The sequence below is a fragment of the Parasphingorhabdus litoris DSM 22379 genome (assembly GCF_020906275.1).
Lineage (GTDB): Bacteria > Pseudomonadota > Alphaproteobacteria > Sphingomonadales > Sphingomonadaceae > Parasphingorhabdus > Parasphingorhabdus litoris.
Window position 1 is genome coordinate 2596898 of sequence record NZ_CP086727.1, and the last position, 15199, is coordinate 2612096.

At 52.8% G+C, this 15199-nt stretch carries 17 protein-coding genes; 1 reads left to right on the top strand and 16 read right to left on the bottom strand.

All coding sequences use genetic code 11. The features are described from left to right. Positions 1–149 precede the first annotated feature (149 nt). Positions 150–1310, top strand: coding sequence for a sigma-54 interaction domain-containing protein (locus BS29_RS12610; protein ID WP_229953987.1), 1161 nt, complete (start codon positions 150–152; stop codon positions 1308–1310). On the opposite strand, the gene BS29_RS12615 is transcribed toward BS29_RS12610, so the two are convergent. The 16 genes from BS29_RS12615 to fliF form a co-directional block, all read right to left on the bottom strand. Continuing rightward, positions 1307–1711, bottom strand: coding sequence for a flagellar export chaperone FliS (locus BS29_RS12615; RefSeq protein ID WP_229953988.1), 405 nt, complete (start codon positions 1709–1711; stop codon positions 1307–1309). The two genes, BS29_RS12610 and BS29_RS12615, sit on opposite strands and share 4 nt — an antisense overlap. 19 nt (positions 1712–1730) lie before the next feature. Continuing rightward, positions 1731–3083 carry a flagellar filament capping protein FliD gene (fliD, locus tag BS29_RS12620; RefSeq protein WP_229953989.1) on the bottom strand — a complete coding sequence of 451 codons (1353 nt, stop codon included), beginning with the start codon at positions 3081–3083 and terminating at the stop codon, positions 1731–1733. Positions 3084–3152: 69 nt separating this feature from the next. Then, the gene (locus BS29_RS12625; protein ID WP_229953990.1) at positions 3153–4295 is read right to left on the bottom strand and encodes an EscU/YscU/HrcU family type III secretion system export apparatus switch protein; all 1143 of its coding nucleotides are present in this window, start codon (positions 4293–4295) and stop codon (positions 3153–3155) included. Then, a complete protein-coding gene (gene fliR, locus BS29_RS12630; RefSeq protein WP_229953991.1) occupies positions 4295–5077 on the bottom strand; it encodes a flagellar biosynthetic protein FliR in 783 nt (260 codons plus the stop codon). Before fliR ends, BS29_RS12625 begins: the two co-directional genes overlap by 1 nt. After that, positions 5074–5349: a flagellar biosynthesis protein FliQ gene (gene fliQ, locus BS29_RS12635; RefSeq protein ID WP_229953992.1), complete on the bottom strand. Its 276-nt coding sequence runs from the start codon at positions 5347–5349 to the stop codon at positions 5074–5076. The genes fliR and fliQ overlap by 4 nt, the downstream gene beginning before the upstream one ends. A gap of 3 nt (positions 5350–5352) precedes the next feature. Then, complete coding sequence (gene fliP, locus BS29_RS12640; protein ID WP_229953993.1) at positions 5353–6159, bottom strand: flagellar type III secretion system pore protein FliP; 807 nt, start codon at positions 6157–6159, stop codon at positions 5353–5355. Then, positions 6149–6403, bottom strand: coding sequence for a FliO/MopB family protein (locus tag BS29_RS12645; protein ID WP_229953994.1), 255 nt, complete (start codon positions 6401–6403; stop codon positions 6149–6151). The genes fliP and BS29_RS12645 overlap by 11 nt, the downstream gene beginning before the upstream one ends. Beyond that, the gene (fliN, locus tag BS29_RS12650; RefSeq protein WP_229953995.1) at positions 6403–6744 is read right to left on the bottom strand and encodes a flagellar motor switch protein FliN; all 342 of its coding nucleotides are present in this window, start codon (positions 6742–6744) and stop codon (positions 6403–6405) included. Before fliN ends, BS29_RS12645 begins: the two co-directional genes overlap by 1 nt. A 9-nt stretch (positions 6745–6753) precedes the next feature. Next, positions 6754–7647, bottom strand: a complete 894-nt coding sequence (locus tag BS29_RS12655; protein ID WP_229953996.1) for a FliM/FliN family flagellar motor switch protein — start codon at positions 7645–7647, stop codon at positions 6754–6756. Positions 7648–7668: 21 nt separating this feature from the next. Continuing rightward, positions 7669–8244: a flagellar basal body-associated FliL family protein gene (locus BS29_RS12660; protein WP_229953997.1), complete on the bottom strand. Its 576-nt coding sequence runs from the start codon at positions 8242–8244 to the stop codon at positions 7669–7671. 45 nt (positions 8245–8289) lie between these two features. Beyond that, the gene (locus BS29_RS12665; RefSeq protein WP_229953998.1) at positions 8290–9909 is read right to left on the bottom strand and encodes a flagellar hook-length control protein FliK; all 1620 of its coding nucleotides are present in this window, start codon (positions 9907–9909) and stop codon (positions 8290–8292) included. Beyond that, on the bottom strand, positions 9899–10345 hold the full coding sequence (locus BS29_RS12670; RefSeq protein ID WP_229953999.1) for a hypothetical protein: 447 nt from the start codon (positions 10343–10345) through the stop codon (positions 9899–9901). The genes BS29_RS12665 and BS29_RS12670 overlap by 11 nt, the downstream gene beginning before the upstream one ends. Beyond that, positions 10342–11700, bottom strand: coding sequence for a FliI/YscN family ATPase (locus BS29_RS12675; protein ID WP_229954000.1), 1359 nt, complete (start codon positions 11698–11700; stop codon positions 10342–10344). The genes BS29_RS12670 and BS29_RS12675 overlap by 4 nt, the downstream gene beginning before the upstream one ends. Beyond that, a complete protein-coding gene (locus BS29_RS12680) occupies positions 11693–12376 on the bottom strand; it encodes a FliH/SctL family protein (protein WP_229954001.1) in 684 nt (227 codons plus the stop codon). The genes BS29_RS12675 and BS29_RS12680 overlap by 8 nt, the downstream gene beginning before the upstream one ends. Next, positions 12369–13421, bottom strand: a complete 1053-nt coding sequence (locus tag BS29_RS12685; protein WP_229954002.1) for a flagellar motor switch protein FliG — start codon at positions 13419–13421, stop codon at positions 12369–12371. The genes BS29_RS12680 and BS29_RS12685 overlap by 8 nt, the downstream gene beginning before the upstream one ends. Beyond that, positions 13414–15198 (bottom strand): flagellar basal-body MS-ring/collar protein FliF, encoded by a 1785-nt coding sequence (fliF, locus tag BS29_RS12690; RefSeq protein ID WP_229954003.1) that lies wholly within the window; start codon positions 15196–15198, stop codon positions 13414–13416. Before fliF ends, BS29_RS12685 begins: the two co-directional genes overlap by 8 nt. Position 15199: the final 1 nt, after the last annotated feature.

Here is a 15199-nt window from a genome sequence, read left to right on the forward strand (position 1 = left end):
CTTCCAAACCGGATGCATGGGGTTAACCCTAACTTAACTATCTTTGTTCATTTGTGAATTTACCAGGTGACGGTTCGAAGATTGCGGGATCTTCGAACCACCCTTCCCCGGCCGAGCCGGGTCGTGTGGTTTGTTATCTGGGTAGTTTAATGACTGAAGCAAATGTAGAGACGCTCCTTGCAGAGAAGCTGATAGGCAGCAGTCCCAAAATGCAGCAGCTGCGCATGCTGGTAAAATTCGCCGGGCGTTGCAATTCCTCTATCATGATCACAGGTCCTTCGGGCAGCGGTAAAGAAGTTGTTGCCGACGCCATTCACAGCATTTCCCAGCGCGCCTCCCATCCCAATATCACGGTCAATTGCGGCGCTCTGCCCGAACAGCTGATTGAATCAGAACTGTTCGGCCACGAAAAAGGCAGCTTTACAGGCGCCATAAACAAACATGTCGGGCTGTTTGAGCAGTCCGATGGCGGCACCATTTTCCTCGATGAAATCGGTGACATGCCGCTTAACATGCAGGTTAAGCTGCTGAGAGTATTGGAATCACGGATCGTCAACCGGGTTGGCGGTAACCAGAATATTCCGATCAATGTCCGGGTTATTGCCGCAACGCATAAGAATCTGGGTAGCTCGATCCAGGGCGGATCTTTTCGCGAGGATCTTTTCTATCGGCTTTGCGTGGTCCCCATCGAGGTTCCTGCGCTTAACGAGCGCACCGAAGACATTCCAGCGCTGGTCGCGCATTTCCTTAAAAATCAAACCGATGCCAATCCGGCCCCGATCTTCACGGCAGAAGCCTATGCCGCACTGCAAAATCACGATTGGCCCGGCAATGTGCGCGAATTGCGCAATGTCGTCGAGCGCGCAACTGTGTTCTTTTCCGGTCAACAGGTGCAGGCGCATGATATCGCAATGTTGGTCCAATCCGACATCGCACCGACACATAATGGCAACGGATCAATACCGCCTCAGTCCACACCGGCACAGCCGGTTATGCAGCAACCACAATTTGCGGCAGCAGGCTTTGGTACAGACCACGGCACAGATCATGGCACGAATAATCAGCCATTCGCTCCGCGTGCCTTTGCAGCCGCACCGGCTCAGCCATCAAATGAGATTGTCGATCTCAACGCGCATCTTCAAAATGAAGAGCGCCGGATCATCATGCAGGCTTTGGAAGCCTCCCACGGCGTCGTTTCGAAAGCGGCCCGCTCGATCAATATCAAGCGCACCACCTTTATCGACAAGATGCGCAAGCACAGCCTCGATAAACAAATGCAGAATGAAACGGTATTGGCCGCAGCCTTTTAAACCCTCGCTACGCCGGGAGCGATCGCCAACCACGCCTTTTCAATTTCGTGCAGCATCTCTCTGGCGGACTCGGCCCGTTCAATAAAGGATGCCCCGATCTCCGCCTGTATCCGCCGCGCGGCTTCCCGATAGATGGTGTGTAAAGTCTGTGCGAGCTCACCAGCCGCTTCAAAATTCAGCGATTCATCCAGTCCGTTCAAGATACCCAGCGCCTTTGCCCGGAATTCGAACATGCGGGCATTGTCATTGCGACGCGCGCTTTCCACCATGAGGTCTAGATTCTCACGCAGTTCGGCAAAAAGCACAGCCACCAAGTCATAGGGATTTGCCGACAACACGCGGCTGTTTTTTGCGATGGACTTGTAGTTCGACGTGCGCCGAATATTGGATTGGTATGTCATTCTTTACTGCTTTCTAGCGTCAGTTATCATCGAAAGAGGCGAATTGTTGTTGAACATAGGATTGGGTTGCACGCAGGACGGACAGCTGTCGCTCCAACCCTGCAAATGTGCTTTCCAATTGTTCACGAAGGCGATCACCTTCGTCCGTTATTTTCACGCGGCGTTCCTCAATGGACTCGCGGATGGCATCCAGCCGTTCTTGCGCCAATGATAAGGCGCCGTTTTCTTCCTGCAGCGAGGATGAAATAGCATCCAGCGCTCCGGAAAGACCTATATTGGTTTCGGTCACAATGGCAGGTTCCAGCATCAGCTTGATGGCACCGGAATCAAGCTCCAGCGCGGCATCAAGGCGCGTATCGTCAATGCTCAATGTGCCGTCGCTTTCTGTCCGGACGCCAATATCTGCCAGAGTCCTGAAGTCGCCGCTGTCGGCCAATGGCGTCGACGTCAGCTGGCTCAATTTCCGGATCACCTCTCGGACGCCGCGATCACCGGCCAGCGGACCGCCACTTGCGCCAGCGAGGCCCGGCGCGGTCGCGTCATTCAATGAGGAACGCAATTCGTTATAGGCCGTCACAAACTCCGTCACCAAACTGCGTACATCAAGCGGTTCGGAATCACCGCTAATTGTAAAGGTGGTTCCCGGTTCCGCAGCCAATAGTGACAGCTGCACACCCGGAATAGCGCCAGTAACGGCATTGCTGCTGTTGGTCAGTTCAATCCCATCCACGCGGATGATGCTGTCCTGTGCGGTTGCGATATTTGTCAGGTTCAGCGCCGGTGAAGCGCCACCTTGCGCAATTGTGAAACTATTTTCTGTTCCTTCTTGCGCTTCAAAAACCAGCCGCGCACCCGCATTATCGGTCAATATCGAGGCGGTGACGCCGCTATTACTGGCATTAATCGCGTCTCTTAATCCGGCGAGGCTGTTATTTGCCGCGTCAATGACAATGTCAAAACTGCCGCCACTATTGGTTATCGTGAGCGTACGCTCACCAATGGGATCGGAAGCACTGGCAAACACATCGCTTACTTCGCGCTGTGCTGATGCTGTTTGAACAACCTCTACAGAAGCCGGCAAGCCTTCGGGACGGGCATCTTCCAATACCGTGGCATTCGCTAGCTCCGTCCGGCTCGAGACCAGCTCGCCTACGAATCCTTGGCCATTGAGCGTCTCTTTTACCGCGTCGGAGAATGTCGTCAGCGCCGATGCTGTTGCTGCCATCGCGGATATCCGAGTGTTGTTGAGCTGGGCCCGCTCATTGAGCTGGCTCAACTTCACACCTGTTGATGCTGCAACCAGGTCGGACACCAATTGGGAGGAATTGATACCTGACCCAGCACCGATGCTGTTAATGACATTACCAAACATATATTCTCACCTTCTGGGTGGTGTACGGCTGTTTTTGAGACGGATTAAGGTGATGGGATCGATGAAACATCATGCCAATCGGCTCCCATCCACATCAAATTGCATGCCTTCTGGAACCTCAATTCGCGGCTTGTTCAACGGGCTGACCAGCTTTTCGTCCAGCTGGATCAGGAAGCTCAGAACGGCTGCGACCACAGCATAGAGACGATCATCAATCGTCTCGCCGACATCTGACGTATAGTAGATTGAACGGGTAAGGTCGGCATATTCCATGACCGGCGTGCCAACTTCTGCGGCCATTTCGCGCATGGCAAGAGCAATGGAATCACAGCCTTTGCCCAGCAGCACTGGCGCATAATCCTGCTCTCGATCATAGCGCAGTGCGACCGCGAAGTGCGTTGGATTGACCAGCAATACGGTTGCGTCGGCGACCGCCTTGCGAGTGGAATCGTTGAGCATCTCACTACGACGTTGGCGCTGTACGGCACGGGTATCTGGCGAACCTTCGGTTTGCTTATACTCGTCCTTGACCTCTTGCTTGGTCATTTTCAGACGTTTGCCGCGCTGGAACATCTGAATCGGTACGTCGATCATCGCAATCAGCATCAGGCTGACCGTAATCCCGACCAACAATTTCAGAAACAATGATGTATAGCTGGCGATCGCCATATTCAAATCTTGCGCAGCCATTTGCGCGAGGTCTTCGAGATGTAGGTACAGGATGGTTCCGCCAACCACGCCCAAAAGCAGTACTTTCATGATTGATTTGCCCAATTCCATCAGGCCGTTTGTGCCGAATATTCGGCCCAACCCCTTGATCGGGTCCAGCTTGGATGGTTTTGGTTTCATGGCTGACCAGCGAAATCCGAGTGATCCCAGCAAGGCTGGTGTTGCGATAGCTGCGATAAGCAGGACAACAAACAAAGCCATAAATTCGGGTATCAAGCCCGAAACAAGGGTAAAGCTACGGTTTTCAATATCGAAAGCTTCGACGTCCCGCCGATTGAACACCAAGGCACTGGTGACCATATCGGCCAGCGCTTGATAGAGTGTGCCGCCAAATATCACGATGGCAACCGTCCCAACAAATGTGACCACAGCACCGCCGAGATCGCGGGACTGGAGAACATCACCTTTCTGGGCGCTGTCCTTCAGTTTCTTGGGGGTTGGTGCTTCGGTCTTTTCACCGCCACCAGGCGCCTCTTGTGCCATTATCCGCCTCCCCCTACGAGCGCGGCCTGGCTAAGTCCCATGCCGAGTGAACGGACAATCGTGTCCGCAATGATCGGTGCGGTGACCGCCAGTGCAACAAGCCCTGCAGTAATGGTGACCGGAATACCCACGGCGAAAAGGTTCAACGCAGGTGCGGTACGGGCCAAAAATCCCATAATGAATTGGATCAGGATCAACGCCCCGCCGACAGGCAAAGCGATGAGCAATCCCATAGCAAACAGCGTGCCACCAAATTCTACCATGTCCATTAACAGTTCAGGCCCGAGAAACGCATAGCCCGGCGGCAAGGCTGAATAGCTTTGCACAATGGTGGCGAGCAGCATCAGATGACCATCAATGGCCAATAGTAACAATGTTGCCAATATCATGAGGAACTGGCCAATAACCGGCGTCGATTGACCCGTCTGTGGATCGGCCATGCTGGCAAAGCCAAGGCCCATGGCGTTACTGATCGTCTCACCGGCGATCAGCACGCTGGAAAATCCCAGTTGAAGCGCAAAGCCGATTGCAACGCCGACCAGCACTTCGCCCAAGACAAAAATTGTGTTGCTGAGGCTGATAGCTGTGTCGCTCGGTAAATCGAAACTGACAGTATTTGTTGCAACCAGACCGATCATGAAGGCCAGGATGATGCGGATCTGAACCGGCACATTGGCTGCACCAAATACCGGTGTCACAACCATGGCTGCGCCAGGGCGGATCATCGCCATCATCCATATCCAGATCTGGCTTTCTACATCAGCAAAGCCGGGCGCAATCATAATAGCAAGTCCGGTATGCGAGCAAAAATCTCTCGGGTAAAATCGACGATCAACACCAATATGGAACCACCAAATACCGCAGCCATTACGGCGACGACGACCAGCTTGGGTACGAAGCTCAAGGTCTGTTCATTGATCGATGTTGCCGCCTGTACCATGCCGAGCAAAAGCCCGACCAACAGCGCGGGGATCAGCAATGGCGCGGCTGCCAGTGCGGTAACCCACAAGGCCTGTTGCGCGACACCGACAAAGAAATCTGCATTATCGGTCATCGGCTAGCTCGCAAATGAGGCCGCGAGAGACCCCATGGTCAGCGCCCAGCCATCGACCAAGACGAACAGCAGCAATTTAAACGGCATGGAGATGATCACCGGTGACAACATCATCATGCCCAGCGCCATCAGGACCGCAGCAACCACCAGATCAATGATCAGGAACGGCAGGAAGATCATGAAACCGATTTGAAACGCGGTTTTTAGTTCGCTGGTGACAAAGGCCGGCAGCATGATCGAAAACGGGATGTCCTCGGTCGAGGCAAAGCTCTCTTGATCGGCAAGGTCCATGAACAGACGCAGATCCGATTGACGCGTCTGCTTCGCCATGAAACTGTGCATCACATTACCGGAAATCTCGACCGCTTGCGTCAATGTAATTTCGTCGGACGAATAAGGGGCGATGGCCTGTTCGTTGATTTTCTCAATGCTTGGCGCCATCACGAAAAGCGAAAGAAACAGCGACAGTCCGATCAACACCTGATTGGGCGGCGTTTGCTGCAAGCCCAGGGCATGACGCAATATCGACAAGACGATGATGATCCGGGTGAAGCTGGTCATCATCAGAACGATAGAAGGCAATATCGTCAGCAAACCCATCAGGATCAGGATTTGCAAAGTGATGCTCAGCGGCTGTCCGTCGCCTGATACATCATCGAGCGCGCGTTCCAGCGCTTCGGATGCACCAGGGGCAGCGGCTGCGGCTTCTGTTGGAGGTGCCGTTGCCGCTTGAGCAAAGGATGGGTCCGCGACAAAAGCGGAGGCGATGAACGCCAGAATGACCCAGATATATTTGAAATTAATCCGCATTTTTTGCATCAATCTTTGCAACGCCATTGCGGGTGACCGACAGAAGGATCTTGCGTCCTTCAAAGTCAACAACCGCCAATTTGTTGTTCACGCCAATTGGCATGACCTCGACGACATTCAGGCTGTTTGAATTTTGCCGCATCATGTTCTGCGGCTGATATTTGCGATACAGCCAAAGCGATCCGTAGATCAGCAGCGCGATGATCGGCAGCATGATCACCAGTTTGAGGATATAGAAGGTCATTAGTTGCGCCTTTCAACCCGGGCGCGTGCCATGCCATTCGACACGATTTCCGCGATCCGTACGCCGAATTTATTCTTGACCGGAACAACCTCGCCTCGCGCAACCAGCGTGCCGTTGACATTAATGTCGATCAGCTGGTCCACCTGACGATCGAGTTCGACCACCGAACCTTCTTGCAGGTCCATTATTTCCGAGACTTTCATCGATACGCTGCCCACTTCGACGGACAGGCGAACCTTGATGTCGGAAAGAAATGCATAGTGATCTTGCGGTTGGCTGATTGTTGCTGGTGCCGGTTCTGCGGCACTCAGGGCTTCAGCATCATGTGTCATATCGTTCATTTTCTGGTCCTATAGAAAGTGTTTTATTTTGAAGGCGACACCGCCATTTTGCTCTCCGATGCTGCCATGTGCGAAGACACGGTCACCGACGATGAGCGGGACATTATCCGTCGGCGCCACAGGCAAAATATCGCCCACGGCAAGCCTCGAAAGCTGTGACAAATCCATGGTCGGTCGCGCGAGTACGGAGCGCACGGGCATGTAGACCTGATCGAAGGAGTCTTTGAGAGACCGCTGCCAGTCTGGATCAACAATGTCATTTTCGCGGGTCAGCGGGCTGCTCTGCTGCGGGTCGATAGAGGCCAATCCATCGACAGATTGAACCAGTTCAATGGCCTCAAGCCCGTGCCCTGAAATTTCGATCCGCGCGGCGGCGGCCAGAATATCATCATTTTCGAGCTGCATCTCGACATCGTCTTTGTCATGCACAAAGCCAGAATAGCGGATGGCAGTTTCACATATTGTCGACCAACTGGCACTCAAACTAGCTTCGACGGCCCCGCCCAATCGCTCTATCATGCGCAATTCGGAACGGTTCAATGGCCCTGTTGCACAGCTCTCACCATCATATCGTCCGCCAAAGAAGCAATCGACACAGGCGGTTAGAAAGGGACGAGAGATACGAACCCAAATCGGCGGTTCGGAAATCCCAAACTGATATTGCAGATAGACGGAATCCGTTTCCTGCGCCCCCAGCCAATCGGTAAATTTCGCCTTGTCACTGCTCGCCAGCTCCAGAGCAAGCTCACATCCAATCACGTTGATCAAATGGCCCTTCAACTGCCCAGCCAGCCGCTTTTCAACTTTGCCATACATGGCCAAAAGCGTGTCATCAGGGCCGCTTTTTTTCAGCAAGCTATGCTCTGCAGGCGCGGGCGCAGGAGTGGGAGAAGGATTGGACATGGCTCTATGCTTTCTGCCGACTTACTGAATGACCAGGCTGGTGAAATAGACGTCTTCAATTCCGCCAAAGCCGGCTTTTTCTTTCAGGGTTGCGTTGATCACGTCGCGCAATTTTCCCTTGAGTTTCACTTTGCCAGCCGGCGTCTCAAGCTCGATCGGATCTTGCTGGCCGAGCTCAAGGAGCACGGCTGAACGCAGCGCGATTTCATGCTCGGTAACATTTTCGAATACGCGCTCATCATAATAGGTCGAGATGGCCAGTGACATTTGTGCGAAGCTTTCGGAATGAGACAAATTCGATGTGAACGGCTGCTCAATCTGATGATAGGTAACCTTGAACTTGTTCTCATTCTCGCTCGGCATCGCGGTTTTTGCTTCTCTTTCGCTAACCTCGGTACCGTCTTTCAAAACAATCTTGGGTTTGTTCGGGTCTTCCGGTTCCACATTCTCGCCGCCCATGCTGCCCGCAACATAGAAGCCGCCAGCCGCGCCGCCGCCGCCAACAACAGCAACAACCAACAGCCCAATGATGAGCCCCTTCATCTTACCCTTTTTCTTTTTGGGTTTTTCTTCTTCTTCGGGATTATTATCTGACATTTTTACCTCTGAAATTTTAAGCGTTATGGGCTGTGTGGTTCATGCTCAGGCGTAGCGACTATTGTCGGTCGGCATCTGTGGATCGACCGGACCTTCTAGGGGTGCGGTTTGTCCGTAATGTTGTGTTGGATTGGAACGTTCTTCCTGGGTGTCGCTGCGGTCTTGCTGCGCAAAATTCATGCTGTCGTTACCGGATGAAGCGAGCATATTATCCCGAACGTCTACGCGCAGGGTAACATCGGATCGACCTTGCGCTTTCAACATGTCCTGGATTGCCTGACTATGCTGCATAATCACTTCACGCGCTGCTTCACTTTCAGCTTCAATCTGAAGTATTTCAGCGCCACCTCTTGCCGCAAAAGACACTTCCAAACGACCCATATTCCTGGGATTAATCTCGAATTTCTTGAGATCGCCTGTGGCTGTCAGATCACTTAGTTCGGAGGCAAAACGCTCGGCAAATAGCGGCGCATTCCAATCAAAATTCACGACCTTCTGCATGCCATTGGTTGCACCGCTTACCGAGGGTGATTGGACGGGCGCTGATAACTCAATGCTTCTTTCCAGATGACTGGCTGCGGGGCGGCTGTCCATTTCGGCGAAAGAAGGTTTGGTTTCGAGCTTAATCGGCTTGTCATTAGTGAGAGCCATGTCATCAGCCTGGGATTTTGAAATCTGCCGAGAAATGACATCTTCAACCTTGGCCTTGCTGGCCGTCGGGAGATCAAGCACTTCTGTAATGGTTTGATCAGGCGCAGTACCTGACTGTATTTTCTTACTCAGACCGATGGTTTTGGATTGGTTAGGCACACCGGAATCAAGAACAGACTTTGTAGCGATGGTTTCCACCGAGTTTTGCTTGGGCAAATTGATATCTGAGTGTGGGCCGCTCGTGGCGTTTGTCGAAGATCGCGCGAGATCAATCTTTGCACTATTATCCGAAACAGCATTGCTGTCTGCCAGCGGCTTGCCTTCGACTAGAGGTTTAAGAGCAGCCGAGGCTTTGCTCTCGACTGTTGCTTGGTTTTCAACCGACGATGGATTCAGATTTCCCGCAACAGTTGAATTTGGCGTCAATGGCGATTGCTTCTCCGCAGACGCGGGCGCTTTATGACCATCAACAGTCTTCGAAACATCACGGTCAGCCAACACACCATCAACAAAAGTCAAAGGAATGGAAGCGATGTTCGCAGCATCTGCTGATTTCTGCTTCGGGTTTTCAAGCGCGGTTTCGGCTACATCAATGCTGGCTTCGACCGGCCCAATATTCGCGAACATATCTGTTTTTGATAATGTAACCGAATGGAAGCGCCCTATCTCTGCAGTCGAAGGCATTGATGTCAGAGGATCAGTGGGCAAATTGCTATCGCCTTCACTTTGATCGGCAGCAAAATTCGTTGCCGCCGTCTTGAAGAATTCTCGTTCGTTGGCGCGCAAAACCGGCAGATCGTCGCCGCCAACAAGCTGCTCCAAAAACTGTTCGTCGCTTTTGTCTTCCGCAGTCTCTGCATCGGCACCATCAGGCGCCGAACGCACCGGGTCTTCACCTGGCAACAGAAGGGAGCTGAACTCAAGATTTGCAGTTTTTGTTTCCATGCTCACTGGCTTTGCAGAAAGCATGCCAATTATGGAATGAGCGGCCTCTGACATGATCTTACCAATCATCGCGACGATCCTTCTTTTTATTATTACCTATATTATACAATATGTTATGCCGGATATCGTTCTTGAAATTCTCCGATTTCCGGGCTTTTTGCAGGTTGGAGTTGAGGAGCTTTTCAGTCCCCTCATAGGTCGTCCGGGCGGCAAGGTTTTGCCGCTCTGCATGGGCAAAGTCTTGCCGGGCGGTTTCCATGGACGCCTCAATCGATCGCTCCGCATCAACAAGACGTTCTGAAAGCTCCATTCTGGCGGACAACATATCTGCGTCGATCGCCTCGACACCGGATAATGTCTCGTTCTGCAGATTTCTTATCCGGCTGGCATTCTGTTCGAGGATCGCGCACTGATTGCCAGCCTTTGCAAGCGCGCTTTCCTTCAGTTTCTTCTGGGTATCCCGCACCTTCAAGATACGCTGCAACCCCTTCACTTTGCGTTTCATGACTGAAACAGGCCGGACAGATCACTGATGCTTTGTTGCAGATTGACCAGTTCACGTGGCTTTTGCTTGAGATACTCGACCATGATCGGCCATTGCGCCAAAGCTTCGTCGATATCGGGATCACTCCCGGCTTGATACGCCCCCATCAGCACCAGATCGCGATTCTCCTCATAGATGGACCAAAGCCTGCGAAAGTGCGTTTGCGCTATGTGATGATCTTCATCGATAATATCGACCGCGACCCGGCTGATCGATTTACCGACATCAATAGCAGGGAATATCCCCTGTTCCGCCAAGGATCTGGACAAAATGATATGACCATCGGCAATGGCACGAGCGTTGTCGACCACGGGATCATCAAGATCATCACCATCCGCGAGAACCGTATATATCGCGGTAATCGAGCCACCTGTCTCACTGTCATTGCCTGCCCGTTCAATGAGCCGCGGGATCATGGACAAGGCGGAAGGCGGATAGCCTTTCATGGTCGGTGGCTCTCCCGCTGCAAGCCCGATTTCGCGTTGGGCATGGGCAACGCGGGTCAGGCTGTCGATAACCAGCACAACCGATTTGCCTTCCGAGCGATAATGTTCGGCTATTGCCGTTGCCCGGTGCGCCGCCTTCAAACGGGACGAGGGGGAATGATCAGCAGGCACCGCAACTGTAATGGTTGGGACTGCGTCCTTTTTCTCATTGCGGCGCGTAACGAAATCATTCACCTCGCGGCCGCGTTCACCAATAAGACCAACGACAACCACATCCGCGACCACGCCATCCAAAATCTGGTTGATCAGCATCGATTTGCCAACCCCGGATCCGGCAATGATCGCAAGGCGCTGACCCCGGCCGATAGTCAAAAGGCCATTGAGCGCCCTTATCCCCATATCAATGGGTGTCGTAACGCTCGCCCTGCGCATCACATTGCCTTCCATGCCCAACAATGGCACGCTTTCGGTTGCGAGTATCGGTCCCTTACCGTCAATGGGATCCCCCATTGGGCCGATAATGCGGCCAAATAGTGCATCACCAACAGCCGCCTCATTCGATTTCACGTAGGGCAATACGCGGCTTCCGCTTTTTAGCGGCGCATCCTGTACCATCGGAATCATCAACGCTCGTGATCCCTTGAAGCCAACGACTTCGGCACTAATTTCCCGGCCATCAGTGGCAATTACCCTGCCTGAATATCCCAGCGGATAAGCAAAGCCAGTGACTTCCAACATGCCATTATCATGCGCCGACAACTTACCGACTTGACGCGGTTCATTGCTGATATGCTCGATCCGCGACAGCAGGCCTTGAATGCCCTTCCCGCTATTGCGATCACTGACAAAGGTTTTCGATGGATCACTCATGGTTAGCATCCGGTTGCTGGGCACTAAATTCGTCGATTAGCCCACGCAGTTCATCCAGCACAACTTCGGACCCTTTTTCGATCCAGCCTCCTGCATGACTTAGCTTCAGATTTCCGCGCAACATCGATGCGTCGGCACGCAAGTGGATTTTGCACAAATCTTGATCAATCAATGCCATGTCATCGGGATGCAGGACCAAGCTTGCGCCTTTCTGATCCTGATCAATTTTATCTGCCAATTGCGTAGCCCAAGCCTGCAACAATACAGGATCGGGAACTGCTAATTCAGAACAGCGGCGAAATAATGATTCTATGGCGTTCAAAATTAAAGAGAAACTTCCAGTGGATTGAAGGTCATTCAAATAGCGAATGGCATCTGCCAGATTGGCAGCAGCCTGATCATTCGCTTCTTTTTCGGCCGTCATCGCAGCCTGACCGTCTTCCCACCCCTTGCGATAGGCAGCTTCAAAAATATCGTCTTCCTGGCTGTCGGAACCGGAAATATCGGGAGTGGAATCCGTATTGCCGAGGCCATGAAATTGACCGTCAGCCGCTGCAGAAGTGCCACTTGTCAGCTGGCCAGACCAAGCCGAAAACTCCTTCTGCTCCATTGGCATACGCCAAAGTGGAACGACATCATCGCCGTGCAGATTATGTTCGGAATGCAGATCAGACATAGTCGGCACCACCGCCGGACATGCTGATTTCACCATTGTCCAGCATCACTTTGGCAATGGCAATGACGCCTTTCTGGGCATTGATCACAGCTTCCATCGGCTGCGGCGGTGCTTCGTCAATCTCGTCCTGAATGGTTTCAGCGGCACGCTGTGACATAGCAGCGAACATTTTTTCTTTGAGCTCGGCGGATGCGCCGCGCAGTGCCGGTACCAATATTGCCGTATCGACTTTGCGGACCACTGTACCAATATCCTTGCTCGACAGGTTCATCAGATCGGCGAATACGAACATTTCATCTTCGATTTGTTTGCCGATCTTGCGATCCCGTTTGGTTACGCCTTTAAGAACCGCCTGGCTGAGCTGTTTCGGCAGGCTGTTGATGATCGATGCAGTATCCATCACGCCGCCAATTTCCATGGGCGGTGCAATCTCTTCGGCCGATGGCCCATTATCTTCCAGCAAAGCGTGGATTTGTGCCAGCGCATGAGCGCTAACCGGTCCCAATGTTGCCACGCGATAAACCAGCTCTTCTTGCAAGCCCTGCGGTAACAGTTGCAACATTTCTGCCGCCACTTCGGGGGTCATGAAGGATATCAGCACCGCCGAGATCTGCGGCGGTTCATTCGACACCAGTTCGGCCAGATCCTTGACCGGGATCCATTTCAAGATTTCAGCGATATTGCTTGGCCTTTTGGGTGCAAAGCGGTTCATCATCGTTTCAGCGCGCGATGTGCCGAGCGCCTGACGAAATACCCGCCCCACCTTTTCATCAGACTTATAGGCCAGCATCGTCTGGTTCTTGGTGAGTTGCAGGAAGCGCTCCAATGAACCGTCAATCTGTATTGCATCGACATCGGCCACGCTGATCATGGCCTCACCAAGCATCTCGACTTCTTGTGGCTCCAGCCGCTCCAGAATCTTTGCCGCTTCATTATCGTCAAACAGAAGCATCAGGATTGCGGCCGTCTGTCGGCCCGTCACCAGTTCCAGTTGGCCGTCATTCTGATCCGAACCTCCGGCGTTTTTTGATGCGGCTTCAGCCATCAGCTTCCTCCAACTCGTCCGCTTCCTTCAAAAGTTCTTTGACAACCAGTGCCGCATGATCGGGATTCTGTTTGACAAAATTCTGGGTGAGAAGGGCACGTTCCTGATAGCTTGGCGCGGCCTGAATCATGTCCACCGTGATGGGCCCGCCAGGAGCTTGCCCAGGAGCCTGCAAGGCGGCTTCACCAGCACCAACCGCGCTGTTTGCTTGTTGTCCAGCATCGAGTAAACCTGCATTTTGCGCTGTCAGATCCGCACCTATCACTGTGTTATTGGTAGCTGCGTTGGCCTTCAGCTCTTTCTCCGCATTCAACCACCGCTTCAATATCGGACGGGCGATCACGAAGATGATCAGCAGGGCAACCACAAGAGCTGTCACATTTCGGGCGATAATTGCGAACCAAGGCGATTCATACCAAGGCTCTTGCGCTTCCTTCTCCGTAACGGGGCGAAACTGACGGGCCGATACCGCAATCTGGTCTCCGCGCTCGGCATTGAAACCGATCGTGCCTTTCACCAGTTTTTCAATTTCCTGAATCTCTTTCGGTGATTTGGCATCTTTCAAAGCCTTGTCATCAATCGCGACGGCAACCGAAAGGCGGGACACCTGACCGGTGGCTTGATTGGTTACAGCGATTTCGCGAGCGAGTTCAAAATTGCGCTGATATTCCTCGCTGGTTTTCATGGGTTCGGTTTCTTCCGCACCCTCTTCCTGTTCGCCATCAGGCTGATCTTCAAACTCGGCAGCAGCCGGGGGACGGTTTGCAAGAGCGCCAGGGATGCCGCCAAGCTGCGGACCACCAATGGGTTCTTCCGAACGCATGCCTTTTTCTGATCGCAATACAGAACCATCAGCGGGATAGATTTCGCTAGCAGCCTGTTTTTCATCGAAATTCACATCTGCTGTAACTTCAGCGACAAAGTTTCCAGGCCCGACCATTGGCGTCAAAAGGCTGGCCAAAGACTGACGATAACGATCCTCGATCGCCGCCTTTATTTTAAGCTGGGCATCATTTTGGTCAGATTCTGGATTTTCGCTGCGAGACAATAATCTGCCATTTTGATCAATTACAGATACGTTGTCAGCGGAAAGGCCCGGAACGGAACTGGCCACAAGATTCAATATGGCCTGTGTTTGACGTTCGTCGAGTTTGGTCGAACCCGCCAATTGCAATATCACCGACGCTGCCGGTTCATTTCTGTCACGCAGAAAAATGCTCGGTTGCTCGACCGCCAGATGAACACGGGCCGACAGGACATTGTCGAGCGCCTCTATTGAACGCGCGAGATCCATTTCCCTAGCAGTGCGCAATTTTTCTGATTCAACGGCACGGCTGGCGCCCATGGGCATACTCGACATAACGGTATCGCCGCTCGGTGCAGTGCGGGGCAGGCCCTGCCCTGCCAGTTCGATTTTGGCGGTGTGATAGTCTTCGTTACTGACCATCAAAGCACCAGTGGTATCATCAACCTGATAAGCAATATTGGCACTTTGCAACGCCTGCATAACAGCCGCTTTGTCGTTGTCGGGCAGTCCGCGAAAAAGATCCCGCTGCGCTGGTTCGCGTAACATCAGCCATGCAGACAAGGCTGCCACCAGGACAGCCGATAATATGATGAGCGGCATGGCACGGGCGATTGCTGGTTGCCGCGCGAAATTTTGTATACTGCCCATCATGCCACCCGCATTGGCGCTGTTCCCATTCATTGGAAATGCACCGGTACCTGTAGGCGCTACAGGCGTAAGTGTCTGATTAGAGGGTGTTTGCTCAGCCATC